Source organism: Paenibacillus sp. FSL P4-0176 (genome assembly GCF_037975265.1).
GTDB classification, from domain to species: Bacteria; Bacillota; Bacilli; order Paenibacillales; family Paenibacillaceae; genus Paenibacillus; species Paenibacillus amylolyticus.
This window is the reverse complement of record NZ_CP150242.1, coordinates 4,326,817-4,343,120: the sequence shown is the minus strand read 5'-3', so window position 1 is coordinate 4,343,120 and position 16,304 is coordinate 4,326,817. Positions and strand designations below refer to the sequence as shown.

General features: G+C 43.0%; 7 protein-coding genes. 2 read left to right on the top strand and 5 right to left on the bottom strand.

Features of this window, described 5'->3' with window-relative positions; genetic code table 11:
• Positions 1-5 precede the first annotated feature (5 nt).
• Both MKY95_RS19965 and MKY95_RS19960 read left to right on the top strand, forming a co-directional pair.
• Positions 6-9,827, top strand: a complete 9,822-nt coding sequence (locus tag MKY95_RS19965) for an amino acid adenylation domain-containing protein (RefSeq protein ID WP_339194124.1) — start codon at positions 6-8, stop codon at positions 9,825-9,827.
• Positions 9,828-10,302: 475 nt separating this feature from the next.
• Entirely contained in the window at positions 10,303-10,485 is a 183-nt protein-coding gene (locus MKY95_RS19960) for a YjfB family protein (RefSeq protein WP_036613510.1), read from the top strand.
• A gap of 142 nt (positions 10,486-10,627) precedes the next feature.
• Here the strand turns inward: MKY95_RS19960 and MKY95_RS19955 are convergent, their stop codons facing one another.
• The 5 genes from MKY95_RS19955 to MKY95_RS19935 form a co-directional block, all read right to left on the bottom strand.
• Positions 10,628-11,365, bottom strand: a complete 738-nt coding sequence (locus MKY95_RS19955) for an HAD family phosphatase (protein ID WP_036613512.1) — start codon at positions 11,363-11,365, stop codon at positions 10,628-10,630.
• A 71-nt stretch (positions 11,366-11,436) separates the two neighbouring features.
• The gene (locus MKY95_RS19950; protein WP_036613515.1) at positions 11,437-12,486 is read right to left on the bottom strand and encodes an alcohol dehydrogenase catalytic domain-containing protein; all 1,050 of its coding nucleotides are present in this window, start codon (positions 12,484-12,486) and stop codon (positions 11,437-11,439) included.
• Between the two features lie 271 nt (positions 12,487-12,757).
• Positions 12,758-13,996, bottom strand: a complete 1,239-nt coding sequence (locus MKY95_RS19945) for an aspartate aminotransferase family protein (RefSeq protein ID WP_076328498.1) — start codon at positions 13,994-13,996, stop codon at positions 12,758-12,760.
• A gap of 89 nt (positions 13,997-14,085) precedes the next feature.
• Positions 14,086-15,294: an MFS transporter gene (locus MKY95_RS19940; RefSeq protein WP_339194121.1), complete on the bottom strand. Its 1,209-nt coding sequence runs from the start codon at positions 15,292-15,294 to the stop codon at positions 14,086-14,088.
• Between the two features lie 342 nt (positions 15,295-15,636).
• On the bottom strand, positions 15,637-16,269 hold the full coding sequence (locus MKY95_RS19935; RefSeq protein ID WP_339194120.1) for a DUF1963 domain-containing protein: 633 nt from the start codon (positions 16,267-16,269) through the stop codon (positions 15,637-15,639).
• Positions 16,270-16,304 lie beyond the last annotated feature (35 nt).

The window sequence follows — 16,304 nt, the reverse complement described above, 5'->3', positions numbered from 1 at the left end:
GCCGTATGTCTATTTTTAAGAAACAGGAATCGTATTGGGCAAGCCGATTTGAAGATGATGATCATCTTGTTCATTTGCCTTATTGCAAGACAACCTCCAAACACCCAGACGATACGCAGCACCAGAATGATATATATAAGTCTTTGTCAGCCGATGTTTCATATAAAATCAAGTCCATGTCGCGAAATGCTCCTATGGCGATATATACGATCTTATTAACGGGAGTTCAGTGTCTGTTATATAAATACACGAATGAAACCAAGATGATTATTGGTATACCAACGATGGAAGAAAAGAACACTGATCTATCGCTCTCGAATAAGGTTCTTGTCTTAAAAAATAATATCAATCAAGCGATGTCATTCAAATCCTTATTTAATCAAGTGAAGATCAGTTTAACCGAAGCCATTCAGCATCAACGAATCCCTTTCAGAAAAATGGTTGAACGTTTAAATGTTCAGTATGATTCGAACCATGTACCTCTAATTCATACCTTGGTTTCGTTGAATGAAATTCATCCTGCACTTGATGAAAATCACGTAAAAGCGGCGACAATGTTCCACTTTGATCTAGAGAACGACTCCATTCAGTTAAGATTAGTTTATGATGATGATCGTTATGATCGCGATTATATGGTACAAATTGTAGAGCATCTTGACCAATTGTTTTCCGTAGTTCTAAACCAACCTGATCTGGAGTTAAGTCAAGTTGATATGTTATCAGAGTTTCATCGAAACAAGCTGTTATATGACTTTAACGATACAAGGGTTGAGTATCCACAGAACAAAACAATGCATCAATTATTTGAAGAACAGGTGGAACGAACACCGGACCATCCGGCAGTCGTATTTGAGAATAGACAGTTAACGTACAGAGAGTTAAATCAAAAATCCAACCAATTGGCCCGATCGCTTCAAGCTAAGGGGGTGCAGGCGGGTCAGTTCGTTGGCATTATGGCAGAGCGCTCACTTGAGATGATCATAGGTTTATTCGGTATTCTAAAAGCTGGCGGGGCATATGTCCCAATCGATCCGGAATATCCGGCAGATCGTATTCACTATATCCTTGAGGATTCAAAAGTGGCTTGGTTGCTGCATCAAAGTCATATACAAAAGCCGGAACATTATGCGGGGACATGTGTCATTCTGGATTCTGAAATAAATCACCATGACCATCATTTAAATTTGGACGATGGAGCGATCTCCAGTGATTTGGCATATATGATCTACACGTCTGGAACAACAGGTCATCCCAAAGGCGTAATGATTGAACATGCCAGCATTGTGAATTCCCTGCAATGGAAATCGGATTTTTATCATTTTACCGGAAATGATCGGGTATTAATGCTGAATCCTTTCGTTTTTGATTCATTTATTACTCATTTCTTTGGTCCGATGATATCTGGCTCGACAGTGTACTTGTTAAACCAGCAACAGTGTAAAGATGCTATAGCCATCAATACGATGGTCAAAAAACAGCAAATCACGCACATCCAAAGTCCACCCAGTTTCTTGATGACTCTATTGGAACAAGTCAACGCGGAAGATTGGGCATCCATGAAAAATGTGGTGGCTGCGGGAGAGAAGATTGTTCCTGCCTTAATACACAAATTGCAGCGCATCAATCCACGCATCGAAGTGTGTAATGAATACGGTCCAACCGAAAATAGTGTTGTATCCACAGTTCTGTCGATCAAGTCGGCAGATCAAAATATCTCAATTGGGAAGCCTATTGCGAACAATAGAGTCTACATTTTAGGAGAACGGAATGAATTGCAGCCTATTGGAGTTCAGGGAGAGTTATGTGTAGCCGGAGCAGGGCTATCCAGAGGTTACTTGAACCGTCCAGATCTGACTGCGGAGAAATTCGTGGATGATCCATTTGTTTCGGAAGCAAAAATGTACAAGACAGGTGACTTCGCAAGATGGCTGCCCGATGGGAACATAGAGTATATAGGAAGGGTGGATCATCAAGAGAAAATTCGTGGACACCGGATTGAACTTGGTGAAGTGGAGACGGCTCTTCTAAATAGTACCCAGATAAAAGAGGCCATCGTCATAGCCAGAGAAGATGAAACGGGAACCAAACAATTATGTGCGTACCTGGTAGGAGAGGATGCAATCACGATCGGGGAACTGCGGGAGGCGCTGTCCCAGCAACTGCCAAACTACATGATTCCGTCCTATTTTGTACAGCTGGATCAGATGCCGCTCACGTCTAACGGGAAAATCGATCGCAAAGCTTTGCCTGCTCCCCAAGAACATATGTTGAAGGGCATGGAGTACGAAGCACCCCGAACGATGGTGGAACAACAACTTGTATCGATCTGGGAAGAGGTACTTGGGGTAGAGAACATTGGGATTTTGGATAATTTCTTCGAACTTGGAGGAGATTCGATTAAATCCATTCAAGTTTCTTCGAGGTTATATCAAGCAGGTTACCAGGTGCAGATGGATCATCTGTTTAAAAATCCAACCATAGCAAGCTTGATTCCCTATGTTCAACCCATAAGTACCATGTCAGAACAGGGAATCATCACTGGAAAAGTGATGCTGACTCCAATCCAGCATTGGTTTTTTGAGCAATACAAGGTGGACGCCCATCATTATAATCAGTCCGTGATGTTGTATCGGAAAGAAGGTTTTCACGAAGCCACACTTCGCCGTGTATTCGATAAATTGAGTGAGCATCATGATGCACTTCGCATGGTATATCGCCTTACAGAACAGGGTTATGAAGCATGGAATGAAGGGTTGGCAAGGGAATCCTTATATACACTTGAAGTGATGGACTTCAAGTCATTAGCAGATCCGTCTCAAGAAATCGTGAAGAAGGCAAATGAAATGCAAAGCACGTTCACTTTGGAACGTGGACCCTTGATGAAGCTGGGCGTATTTCAATGTGCAGACGGAGATCATCTATTAATCGTTATTCATCACCTCGTCATCGACGGGGTTTCATGGCGAATTTTGATTGAAGACCTATCGAGGGGATATGAACAATTAAGTGATGGAGAATCGATTCAACTAACGCAAAAAACGGCTTCATTCCAATTATGGGCAGAACAGCTCCAGTTGTATGCGAACGGTGATGCGGTAACGAAAGAAATTGCATATTGGAATGAAATTGAACAAGCGAGCTATAAGCCGTTACCTACAGATTTCGAAGCGGATCATGCACTGGAAAAAGACAGTGAAGAGATCACGATGGAATGGTCAGCGGCAGAAACGGAACAATTATTAAAACAAGCGAATCGTGCGTATAAAACGGAGATTAGCGATTTGCTGCTCCATGCATTAGGCATGTCTATTCACCAATGGACGGGCATGGATAAAGTGCTGGTCAATCTGGAGGGACATGGAAGAGAACAAATTTTACCGGATCTCGATATTACACGAACGATCGGATGGTTTACGAGCCAGTATCCGGTTGTACTTGATATGGAAGCAAGTTCAAATATGTCTCTTTTCATCAAAACAAACAAAGAAATGATTCGTCAAATCCCTAAAAAAGGGATTGGTTATGGTATTTTACGATATTTAAGTGCACATCAGCAAGAAACGCCCTTTACCTTGAATCCTGAAATTAGTTTTAACTATTTGGGTCAATTTGATCAGGATCTTCAGAATAGCGGGATGCAGATCTCTCCCTATCCAGGCGGAGCAACAGCAAGCGACAATCACAGAAGAAATGTTCTTATCGATATGAATGCCTTAATTGTGGAAGGCAAATTGACGTTGTCCCTTCGGTATAGTCGCACCCAATATCAAAAAGAAACGATGGAGCGAGTGGTAACATATTTTAGAGATCATCTGCAAGAAATCGTGATGCATTGTGTGACAAAAGAGAAGCCGGAATGTACACCAAGTGATCTAACGTTAAAAGGAATTACCATTGAAGAATTAGAAGGATTTGTTCAAGAATCGGAACACATTGGTGAAATCGAAGATATATATGCTTTGTCACCGATGCAAAATGGAATGTTCTTTCATCATTTGCTTCATTCAAAGTCTGAAGCGTATTTCCTTCAAACCACGCTGGATCTTCATGGTCCGTTAGACGTGGAAGCATTTACGAAGAGTCTGGATCAGTTGATGCAGCGTAATTCGATTCTCAGAACAAATTTTCATAGCAAATGGAATAATGGACCTCTGCAAGTGGTATACCGTCATAAACGGAATGGGCTAACATACGAAGATTTGCGTGAGATGAATGAAAAAGATCGTGAAGCATACGTGGCAGAATATACAAGAGCAGATAAAATAAAAGGTTTCGACCTGTCTCAGGATGTGTTAATGCGTATTTCGATCTTGCAAACGCATGATCAAACCTATCGTTTCATTTGGAATTATCATCATATTTTGATGGATGGCTGGTGCCTGTCTCTTGTCATCCAGGAGTTGTTTGATGGATACTTTGCTATTCAGGAACAACGAAAACTGGAGGCAAAGAGTACGATTCCATACAAACACTATATTGAATGGCTGGACAACCAAGATCATGAAGAATCCCTGAAATACTGGCGTGACTATCTGCAAGGTTATGATGAGCAGACCACTTTGCCAAAAGAACATTCAATTACGAAGAGTGATGAATATCATTCAGAGCATATGATTTGTACACTTAGTCAGGAATTAACCGGACAGCTCGCACAAGTGGCCAGTCAGAATCAGGTGACGCTGAACACGTTCATGCAGACAGCCTGGGGAATGTTGCTACAGATATATAACGGCAGTGAGGATGTTGTATTCGGAAGCGTGGTGTCGGGCAGACCTGCGGCGATTGTTGGAGTTGAGCGAATCATTGGTTTATTCATCAATACCATTCCTGTACGCGTTCAGACTCAAGGTAACGAGACATTTGCAGCGGTTATGAAGCGGAATCAGGAACATGCTGTCGCTTCGCATCCACATGACACGTATCCGTTATACGAGATTCAAGCGGAAACATCGCAAAAGCAACATTTGATTGATCATATCCTGATATTCGAAAATTATCCTGTACAGGGCATTATGGAACAGTTTGGGGATCAGGAAGAGACAGCTCTTCGGATTACGAATGTAGAAGCAGATGAACAAACAAATTATGACTTTAACCTGATTATTAAACCAGGCCAATCGATGAAATGTATGTTCTATTACAATGCTAACGTCTATGACCGGGCAAGCGTAGAACGCATTCAAGGTCACTTGATTCAGATGTTGGAGCAAGTGGTCAACAATCCGAATATTGCGATCCATGACATTGACTTGACGACAACACAGGAGAAAACACAAATTTTGGAACAGTTTAATGATTCTATGGCTGAATACCCAATGGACAAGACGATTCATGGACTGTTTGAGGAACAAGCGGCAATAACTCCCGAAAACGTTGCGGTTGTATATGAGGATCAACATTTGACCTATCAAGGGCTGAACGAGAAAGCCAACCAATTGGCAAGAACGCTGAAGGCTAAAGGCATTCAAAATGATCAGTTAATCGGGATCATCGCTGATCGTTCGCTAGACATGGTTGTAGGAATCCTTGCGATTTTGAAAGCGGGTGGCGCATACGTGCCGATTGATCCTGAATATCCGGAGGATCGTATAAACTACATGCTTGAGGATTCGGGTGTACATGTATTATTAATGCAAAGTCATTTGCAAGAACGCATCTCTTTTGCAGGAGAGGTCGTTTGCCTGGATCTACCTGAGTCCTATCATGAAGATCATTCCAATTTGGGAATGACTGCTGCACCAACAGGCCTGGCATATGTAATCTATACCTCAGGAACGACAGGTAAACCAAAAGGGACATGTATTGAACATAAAAATGTGGTGCGATTGTTGTTCAATAGTAAAAATTTGTTTGATTTTAATGCATCAGATACATGGACATTATTCCATTCCTTTTGTTTTGATTTTTCGGTATGGGAAATGTACGGAGCATTGCTCTATGGCGGAAAACTGGTTATCGTACCTCAAATGACGGCAAAAAGTCCGGAACAATTTCTACAATTGTTAAAAAACGAGCAAGTGACGATATTGAATCAAACGCCAACGTATTTCTATCATCTTCTTCGGGAAGAACTGGCAGATCATGCAGCAGATCTGAAATTAAGAAAAGTGATTTTTGGAGGAGAAGCCCTCAATCCCGTGTTATTGAAGGAATGGAAGCTGAAATATCCATTTATCCAGTTAATTAATATGTATGGGATAACCGAAACAACGGTTCATGTAACGTATAAGGAAATAACCGACATTGAAATACATGCTGGAAAGAGCAATATTGGAAAACCAATCCCAACGTTGCAGACCTATATTTTGGATAAACATCAACGCATTCAACCGATCGGTGTTCAGGGAGAATTAGTTGTAGCAGGTGAGGGCCTTGCCAGAGGTTATCTGAACCGGCCTGATTTAACCGCAGAGAAATTTGTTGATCATCCCTCGATTACAGAAGGGAAAATGTATCGCACAGGAGATGCCGCAAGATGGCTGCCGGATGGAAATATTGAATATCTGGGACGAATCGATCATCAAGTGAAAATTCGCGGTTACCGAATTGAGCTTGGCGAAGTGGAAACTGCGCTTTTGCAAATAGACTCCATTCAGGAAGCGGTCGTTATTGCCCGTGAGCATGAGGATGGTTCGAAGCAGTTGTGTGCGTATTGGAAAGGCGACAGCTCACTGACAGCAAAGAAAATCAGAATGGCATTATCTCATGAAATTCCGGATTATATGATCCCGTCTTATTTTGTTCAATTAGAGCATATACCGTTAACATCCAATGGAAAGGTTGACCGAAAGGCATTGCCATCTCCACAAGAACATATGCAAAAAGGCACCGAGTATATGGCACCACAAAACGCTGTAGAACAAGCGATAGTCTCTGCCTGGGAAGCTGTGCTTGGTGTTCAAAAGATTAGCACATCAGATCATTTCTTTGAACTCGGGGGCGATTCGATTAAATGTATTCAAGTTTCCTCACGACTGCTTCAAGCAGGGTATAAAGTGGAAATGAAGCATTTCTTCACCTATCCGACAGTAGCAGAGTTGAGTGAACACGTTACATCTGTGAGCACTATTTCTGACCAAGGGGAAGTTACGGGACAAGTGATGCTGACACCTGTTCAGCGCTGGTTCTTTGATCAAAATATGGTAGACGCACATCATTACAATCAGGAAATGATGTTCTTTCGTGAAAAAGGGTTTGATGTTCGCTTTATTCACAGCATCATGGATAAGATCGTTAAACAGCATGATGCTCTCCGCATCCTTTATCGACAAGCGCCTGAAGGCGGATATAAAGCGTGGAATCGAGGGGCAGACGAAGATGGATTATACAGCCTTGAAATCGTTGACCTCAAAACAGAAGCAGATCCTGCATCGTTCATTGAAAATAAAGCAAAAGAAATTCAGAGTGGTATGGATCTGTCTTACGGACCTTTGATCAAACTTGGGTTGTTCCAATGTGCTGAAGGGGATCACCTGCTTATTGCCATCCATCACTTGTTGGTAGACGGGGTTTCATGGCGTATTTTATATGAAGATATTCAGACAGGACAAGACCAGTTCTTGAGAGGTGAAGAAATCCAACTTCCTCAAAAAACGACCTCGTTTAAACAATGGGCAGAACAATTGTCTACGTTTGCAGACAGCCCGGCGATGAAGCAAGAGAATCCATACTGGAGTCGTGTGGAGCAGGCCCAGCTAAGCCCGCTGCCTAAAGATATGGATTGTGATGAGACGATTGGCAAAGATAGTGAAACGATCACCATTCATTGGACAGCTGCGGAAACCGAGCAATTATTAAAGCAAACACATCATGCGTACCATACGGAAATTAATGATATATTGCTAACCGCATTAGGAATGGCTGTTCATGATTGGACAGGCATGGGAGAAATCCTCGTAAATCTGGAAGGGCATGGTAGAGAAGACATCCTGCCAGAGCTGGACATTACGCGTACAGTGGGATGGTTTACGAGCATGTACCCCGTTATGATTACGATGGAGTCCGGGGCTGACTTATCAAGGAAGATTAAGGCCGTCAAGGAAGGACTGCGCCAGATTCCAACCAAGGGCATTGGTTACGGAATTTCGAGGTATTTGTCACATGGAAATGAAGGATTCAAGTTAGCGAAAAATCCCGAAATTAGTTTCAATTATATGGGACAGGTGAATCAGGATTCGGGCCAAGATGGCATTAAATTCTCGCCTTTTTCCAGCGGGCCATCCGTAAGTGAAAACAACAAGAGACCTTTTGTGCTGAATATCAATGGCATTGTTACAGAGGGTCGGTTGTCGCTGTCCATTAACTATAGTTCAAAACAATATCGCCGGGAAACGATGGAGCAATTGGCTTGTCTCTATAAGGAAGGTCTTAATAGAGTCGTTGAACATTGTGTAACGAAGGAACAAACCGAGCTGACGCCAAGTGATATTTCATGCAAGTCATTAACCATTGATCAATTGGATCAAATTGTGGAACAAACTGGGCACATCGGCCAAATTGAAAATGTGTACCCACTTACACCATTACAGAAGGAAATGTTGTACGAAAGTGAACGGAATCCGATTTCGGGCGCTTACTTTGTACAAATCATGTTTGATATGCGTGGAGATTTGGATGTTGCCTCTTTTGCGCAAAGTTTGGATCAATTAATGCAAAGGCATGCGATATTAAGAACTAATTTTTACAGTGATTTCGTGGATATCCCTCTTCAAATCGTGTATCAAGAGAAGAAATTTGAATTTAACTATGAAGTTGTAGCTGGCACAAGTGAGCTGCAACGTAAAACGTATGTTGACGAGTATATCGAGCAGGACAAGGCAAGAGGATTTGACTTACAACGAGATTCGCTAATCCGTATGTCTGTTTTGAGAATAGAGCCTGAGGAATACCGCGTCATATGGAGTTTTCACCATATTTTGATGGACGGCTGGTGTATGTCTCTTGTAAGCAAAGAGATATTTGAAAATTATTTTGCGATTCGGGAAAATAGAAAGCCTCAAGTGACTCTATTAACCCCATATAGTCAATTCATCGAATGGCTGGAACAGCAAGATCATCAAGGTGCAATAACGTATTGGACTCATTACCTGAAGGGTTATGAAGGACAAACGAAATTGCCTGGAGAAAAAATCAAACCGAAACATGAAAGACAGGATTCCAGAACGTTAAACTGTTATTTGGATGATGTACTAATCGAGCAAATGAAACAGATTGCGGAACAGCAGCATGTAACGCTCCATACATTAGTGCAGACGGTCTGGGGTGTATTGTTGCAGCAATACAATGAAAGCAACGATGTTGTATTCGGAAGTGTTGTGTCGGGCAGACCGCCTGTCATTCCTGGGATCGAAAGCATGATTGGATTATTTATTAATGCGATTCCTGTTCGTATCCAGGCTAAGGCAGATGAGTCATTTATATCTCTAATGAAAAGGAATCAGGCACAAGCTGTGGAGTCACATGCATATGATACGTATTCGTTATATGATATTCAAAATCTGACCAAGCAAAAACAATCTCTGATTAACCATGTTGTTGTATATCAGAACTTCCCGGTAGAGAACCGAATGGAGAGTCTGGGTCAGAAAGGTGAAACACCGCTTGAGATTATGAATGTTGGGGGTACAGAACACAATAGTTTTGATTTTACTTTGATTGTCAAGCCTCATGAAAATATGAAGATCATATTGATGTACAATGCCAATGTGTATGACTTATCTACCGTTGAACAGATTCAAAAACACTTTATTTCCATGATTCAACAGGTGGTAAGTAACCCGGAAGTTAAAATAAACGAACTTGCGTTGAGTACGTCGAACAGTTATTAGACGTGAATGGCAAACTTAAACGAACCTCAGTAACGTTATTTCATCATATCAGGGTGTCAGAACCGAAAAATCGACCCAATCGACGTAATAACGTCTCTGTGATTCGTTACACCACAGACCTGTGCAAATCAGAGCGAATAGCGTGTGCCAGGTTCATTAGAATAAATTAACGTTAATAAGGGGTGTCCTCAGTCATGCTCATGACTTATGGGACGCCTCTTTTTATGCTCCGTTAATGAAGAAACTGGAAAATTACTGTAGATGGAGAAATGAAGTCTCTTATGTGTTTGGATCAACATTGTGATTTCACCAACGTGGCAGATCAACTATTGAAATTGCGAATGTTCATTCAACAGATCGTGGAAACGAAAGAAGCCTCCGTATACATTCTGATCTACCTTTTAACAATTCCTCCCTTCTGACCGATATATAATAAGTACATCTATGTAATCAGAAAGCGAAAGGAGTGCAGAACATGGATATTGCAGCATTATCAATGGCGATGAGCCAAGCTTCAGTAGTGCAGTCGGCAAGCTTGCAAGTGATGTCGATTACAAAAGACATGGCACAGCAGCAAGGCCAGCAGATGGCAGAAATGTTGAAGTCAATGCCTGCTCCTCATCCCAATCTGGGTAGAAGTCTCGATCTTTCGGTTTAGTTGAAATTACAGTATGTGTCCTCATGTAATACCCATTGCAGCAAGCAAAACCCAAACAGCTCCAATTCGAATGAATTGAAGCCGTTTGGGTTGTTTTTTTCTAAATACATTCCGAAAATTATGATCTTTTATTACGATCTTCTCAGCGAAACTTTGACAAACTTGGAAATCTGCCTTCAAAGGGCAGTGTATCCTTCAATGTCCATAACTCATCGTAACTGGAAATCTGAAGATCGGCTTTGGACAAGTCCTGGTTGCCTGATCCCGGATTACGATATCCTATGCAGCGCATGCCTGCACTTTTGGCGGCCTGAACACCATTGCGCGAGTCCTCGATCACTAGACAATTCGAAGGAGATGCACCAATCATCTCAGCGGTGGTCAGGAAAATATCTGGTGCCGGCTTGCCGTTTGTAACTTCCTCACCTGTCATTCGCACCTCAAAGTATTGTCCAAGTCCGGTTTTGTCCATGATCAAATCAATCAGTGCACGTGGAGAGGAAGAAGCAACGGCTATGGGTATATGTTGCTCATGCAGCCAGCTTAACCAGCGTTCCACGGAAGGCATTGCCGTCAGATTCGAATGGGCGAGCATCGTTTGCATCACATTATGCTGATGATAAGCAAATATTTCTTCCAGCGTAGCTGTCAGTTGATGCTTGTCCAATACTTGTTGCCACATGGATTCCAGCGTAACTCCTACATAGTTATGATGTTCTTCATCAGTCACCCTTGCTCCAAAATGGGTAAAAGAGCTGCGCTCAATCTCAAAATAAATCGGTTCGCTGTCAATCAGTACACCATCCATGTCAAAAATGACCGCTTGAATGATGTCATCATTGGGGGCTCCCAGTCCGTTAGATTCTTTGTTCGCTGCCATGTTGTATTCCTCCTCCAGGATTGTGTATACATATATCTCTAATGTAATCCATTCATGGTTAACGTTCCACTTCAGAAACTGGAACCGCTGGATTGCAGCACAACTTTAATGGCATGTGAAGAGGCTTGAAGTGTGCGTCCCTGGATATCACAGCCAAGTGTGCGGAATGCTTCTTCGTAATCCTCCAACGGGAAGGAGTGGGTGATGATTTTTTTTGCCGGAATAATCCCTTGTTCAATCATATAATGTGCGGTTGCAAATGTTCCCAGAGAATCGATGGAACCAATAATTTTCAGACTGCGGTCCACAACTTCTTTGGGATTGAAGGATGTGTTTCCATCTCTCAGACCAACCAGCATCAGGTAACCGCCGCTGGCGAGCTGGGAAAGTACTTGTGTGCCCACAACGCCCGTTGTATCCACAATCATATCGACCTGCTGGGTTGCGGGTGACAGTAATTCTATGGCATTTTCGAAGGATGAATGAACTTCCCAACGATCAGGTGCAATGGAACCGGCAATGGCTAAGCGTTCTTCGGAGATGTCAACCAGACAGCCGGTAACCCCTTTGGAAGCGAGCGCGTAGCTGTACAGAATGCCGATCGGGCCTGCACCGAGGATGATTGTTCTGAAATTCGGCAGTAGATGAATCTGATTAATCCCCGTCAGCATACAGCTGAGTGGTTCCGTCAAAGTTGCTTCTTCATAGCTCACATGCTCCTTCAATTTGTACAAAAAACGATCCTCGGTCACATAATAATCTGTAAATGTTCCGTCAGCACTCACACCTGTCTCGGTAACAGACTTATGTGTGCAATGATTTTGTCTGCCTGTTCTGCACATGTCACACTGTCCGCAATAGTAGGTAGGGTCGATCACAACACGGTCGCCCGCTTGTAATGTCGTTACCGCAGAGCCAACATCAATGACTTCCCCGGCAGACTCATGACCGAGAATGACAGAAGGAACTGCATGATATTTGCCGCTGACAATACCGAGATCGGTACCACATACACCTGTCGCCCGAATACGAACCAACACCTGATTATCTCTTGTAATTTCCGGGACAGGCCGTTCCTCAAGCGCCACATCCCAAGCCGATTTGTATACCAATGCAAGCATGATATAACCTCCTTATAATAATAAAAAATATAAATATAGCGATTCATTTGAAAACAGTTTCAGACAAGATACGAAAGTAGTGAAGGGACGAAATTGATCCTGGAGAAGCGGAGCATTCGCCTCAAAGTTTTCAGAAAGCTGCTTCGAAAGCATACGCTATCAATGGATTTTTCCCTTGGGAAAGGGAAATCAAGAAAATCCGTGGATAACAGCGATCATAAGAACGATTCGTAACCGAAACGACCACTTCGAACAGTTGCATTGAAATGTTTTAATTAACGCTGGCAAGCACCGAATCCAGCCGCTCTACAATCTCAACCAGTTCGTCTTCGGTTGTGGTAAGGGAAGGCCGGACCTTAACAACGTTACCGAAGCCATATCTTGAACTTCTCAAGATCAGATGCTCATCTGTAAAAGCACGGTCAACAATGGCATTGGTTTTGAGCGTATCCGGTTCATTACCGTCACCTACAATCTCCAACCCCCACATTAACCCGACACCACGAGCTTCACCGATACTTGGGTATTTCATAGCCAATTCATGCAGCAACTCACCCAAAATTTCACCTTTGCGTTTCACCGCATCCAGAAACCCGGGTTCGGATACCACTTCCAAGGTGGATTTGGCAGCAGTTACGGAGATCAGATTACTTCCTGAGGTGAAGGAATGTTCGTGCTTTTCGAGCACGTTCAGCCGGGATTGCATTAAAACCGCAGCAACAGGTACGCCGATCCCGCCAAGACCTTTTGCAAGGGTAATCATATCAGGCTGGATATCAAACAGTTCGCTGGCAAACATGGTTCCGGTACGACCGATTCCTGTCTGTACTTCGTCAGCAATGAGAATAATATTGTACTCATCACACAGTTTACGCAGTCGTTTGAAATATCCGGCAGGAGGAATGATATTGCCGCCATTTCCGAGAATGGGTTCGATAATCATGCAGGCGACTGAGCCGGAACTTGCATATTCTATCGCATCAGATATAGCTTCAACGCATTGATAGCCGCAGTCTCCATTTGAGGATTTGAATGGGCAACGATAACAGTATGGGGCAGGTACATGGACAGCGTTAGCCACAGCCGAATTGGGGAAGCGTTTCCGTCTAAAGGCATTCCCCGAAATCCCAGTGGCAAATTGGGTCTGCCCATGATGGGACAGATACAGGCTGATGATGTCTGTTGATTCGGTATACTTCTGTGCAATTTTGGTTGCACATTCGTTGGCAGTTGAACCAGTGATATCCCGCATCCATCCGGCATTAATGTCGTTTGGAGCATATTCGATTAAGTGATCAAGTACTTCATTTACGTACGGTTCGGTGAAGGAGGAAGACATATGCGTCAGATTGCCGACTTGTTCCTGAATTTTGCTGACAACATGTGGGTGATTATAGCCCAGTGACAGATTGAACGTGCCCGACACGCCATCCAGGTATTCAACACCTGAATCGTCAATCAACTTAATCCCTTTTCCGGCTATGAAGCGGTTGTTGGTTAAAGTTTGCATACGATTTCCTCCAATATAATGGTGTACTAGCTCGAACGAAGCTCAACAATCCGGATGATGCGGGCATCACCTCCCTTAAGAAACGATGTTTACATTTCCTTGCTATGTTGTGCGAGAGCAGCACGTACTGCATTATTTTTTACAGTCCATAGATGAGAGACCATCAATGTGAGCAGCAGGATCAGACAGAATCCGGCCAAAATCCAGATTGTATTCACGACAGGCCCTGTACTCATACTCCATCCAGTCACATACTGCAAGATGGCACCTCCAATACCACCCGATGCGATCAGGATACTGGTTGTCCGCTCGGTCATACCGGGAATCAGAACATTTGCGTAGACTAGTGCGATACAGAACAGCCCTGACATGAACAGACCGGTTCCGAAAATGAGTACATACGTTGTCCACTGTCCAGTTACAAATACCATAGCGACCGTAAACAAAAGCGTGCCAACCGTACTCCAGATCAGGAAAGGCATATAGTTGACGGCTTCCGCTATTTTCCCGGAGAAAAGACGACCGATGATCATCGCTATCCACAGGATGGAGACACTCAGCGATGCAACAGATTCCTGAAGCTGCAGTCGTTCTACGAGAATGGAGGGCAGGAAGTTCATCAATCCCAGTTCCAATCCCATGTAGATGAAAAAGAAGATGACGAAGATTGTCAGCAGACCCAGATGTTTTCTCGAATATCGGGCTTTACCTGCTGCATGTGCCACTGTATTCTCACCAGCCTGTTCCAGATACAGTGCGGCTGGCTGGGGCATAGTAATCCACAGCAGCATGAGAACTAGTGACAACACGGCCACCGTATAAAAAGTAAGATGCCACAGATCTATCCAGATGAATAAAGCAGCGACAGCCGGGATGAGAAGTGCTCCAAGAGCAAAGAAGACATCCAGCTTGGACATGGCGACCGCCTTTTGATTCTCAGTGAATTCGATCGTGAATGCACCTACAGAGGGTTCGATGATACCTGAACCGAAACCTACGATAATTGTGAGAAGAAGAACTACAGACCAGGATGGCAGAAAACCGAGTAATATATAAGCAGCTACAATACAGATCAGAGCTAGGGTCAGCATCGCTTTTCTTCCGATACGGGCTGTCAGGGCAGGAGCTGCGATGACACCGACAAGAAATCCAAGAAACTGCAGAAATAACAAAAATCCGCCATCACTGTAACCGCGCTCATAATGTGACAATAAAACAGGAAGAAGTGCACCGAGCACAACGCTGGTTATGCCGATTAACAGATAAAAACCGCAGCTTAGAGCGAATATTCTTTTCAAAAGCCCGCCTCCTAGTTGGATATAAATTTTATATTATGTAATTTATGTTTATTTCATATATAACTTATACCATAATTGTCCAAATGTACATGCTTTTTGTTGTAAAATAATGTTAAATTTTGATGAAGAGAAATATTTCTTGTACTAAATTTTTTCTAAAACGATTTCGTGTCGAAAGGGTAGATATGATTTAATTCATATGACCTTTTAACAGGGTTTTCCATCTGTATTGATCGAGGATAGTAAAACGTGCATATATAAAAAACGTTCCCTGTCTGAGTAGACGGGAAACGTTCTGATTAGCCGTTTTATATGATGATACCTGACCTCAACGTATCGCCATTAAGCAGTTTGCACAAAGAAAATTCCATCGAATGGTGCGTGCGCAGACGCGGGACCACTTCGCAAAAATAAATAACCGTTTGCATCGGGAAGACCCAATATATCCCGATAAGGCTCAGGAAAATCTCCGGAATATATTTGACAAACCAGTTGATGTTCTTCTAGCAAATGGTCAATTCCTTTCACACCGTTTGGTACAGTGGGAGAGAAAAATGAAAATGCAGGGAACTCATGATCGTCTAACTCCATTTCAATCAAATGTACGCCGCTTAACGGAATGGGTGGAACGGGACATACGGAAGTGAGTGGATGCGAAGATACCGAGACATAAGTGCATCCGGCAACAATATTCTCGTTCCATTCCAGCTCATCTCCCGTATAGGTTACCTGATCCAGAAAGTATTCGGAAGCGGAGTAGGTCGAGAAGACCGAGATATATTTATCTTGTGGTAAAGAAGGGATATGGACCTGCTGTGAAAGTGTATTGCAATTGATGGAGAACAGATGTAATAAAGGCTGCCCCTCAGGGTTGAGTGGCCAGTCGGAAACGTATGCAGTTTTTCCACCAATCCACATGCCAGAGTCTTGGTTTGGATCATCGGGGTCAACTGTAAATCGAGTAACTTTGTACATGAGAAACTCCTTCCAGAGTGTAATTTGGCTTTCCT

Coding starts and splice junctions, on each gene's coding strand:
- MKY95_RS19965 (WP_339194124.1), top strand. CDS start 6: ATGTCTATTTTTAAGAAACAGGAATCGTATTGGGCAAGCCGATTTGAA.
- MKY95_RS19960 (WP_036613510.1), top strand. CDS start 10,303: ATGGATATTGCAGCATTATCAATGGCGATGAGCCAAGCTTCAGTAGTG.
- MKY95_RS19955 (WP_036613512.1), bottom strand. CDS start 11,365: ATGGCAGCGAACAAAGAATCTAACGGACTGGGAGCCCCCAATGATGAC.
- MKY95_RS19950 (WP_036613515.1), bottom strand. CDS start 12,486: ATGCTTGCATTGGTATACAAATCGGCTTGGGATGTGGCGCTTGAGGAA.
- MKY95_RS19945 (WP_076328498.1), bottom strand. CDS start 13,996: ATGCAAACTTTAACCAACAACCGCTTCATAGCCGGAAAAGGGATTAAG.
- MKY95_RS19935 (WP_339194120.1), bottom strand. CDS start 16,269: ATGTACAAAGTTACTCGATTTACAGTTGACCCCGATGATCCAAACCAA.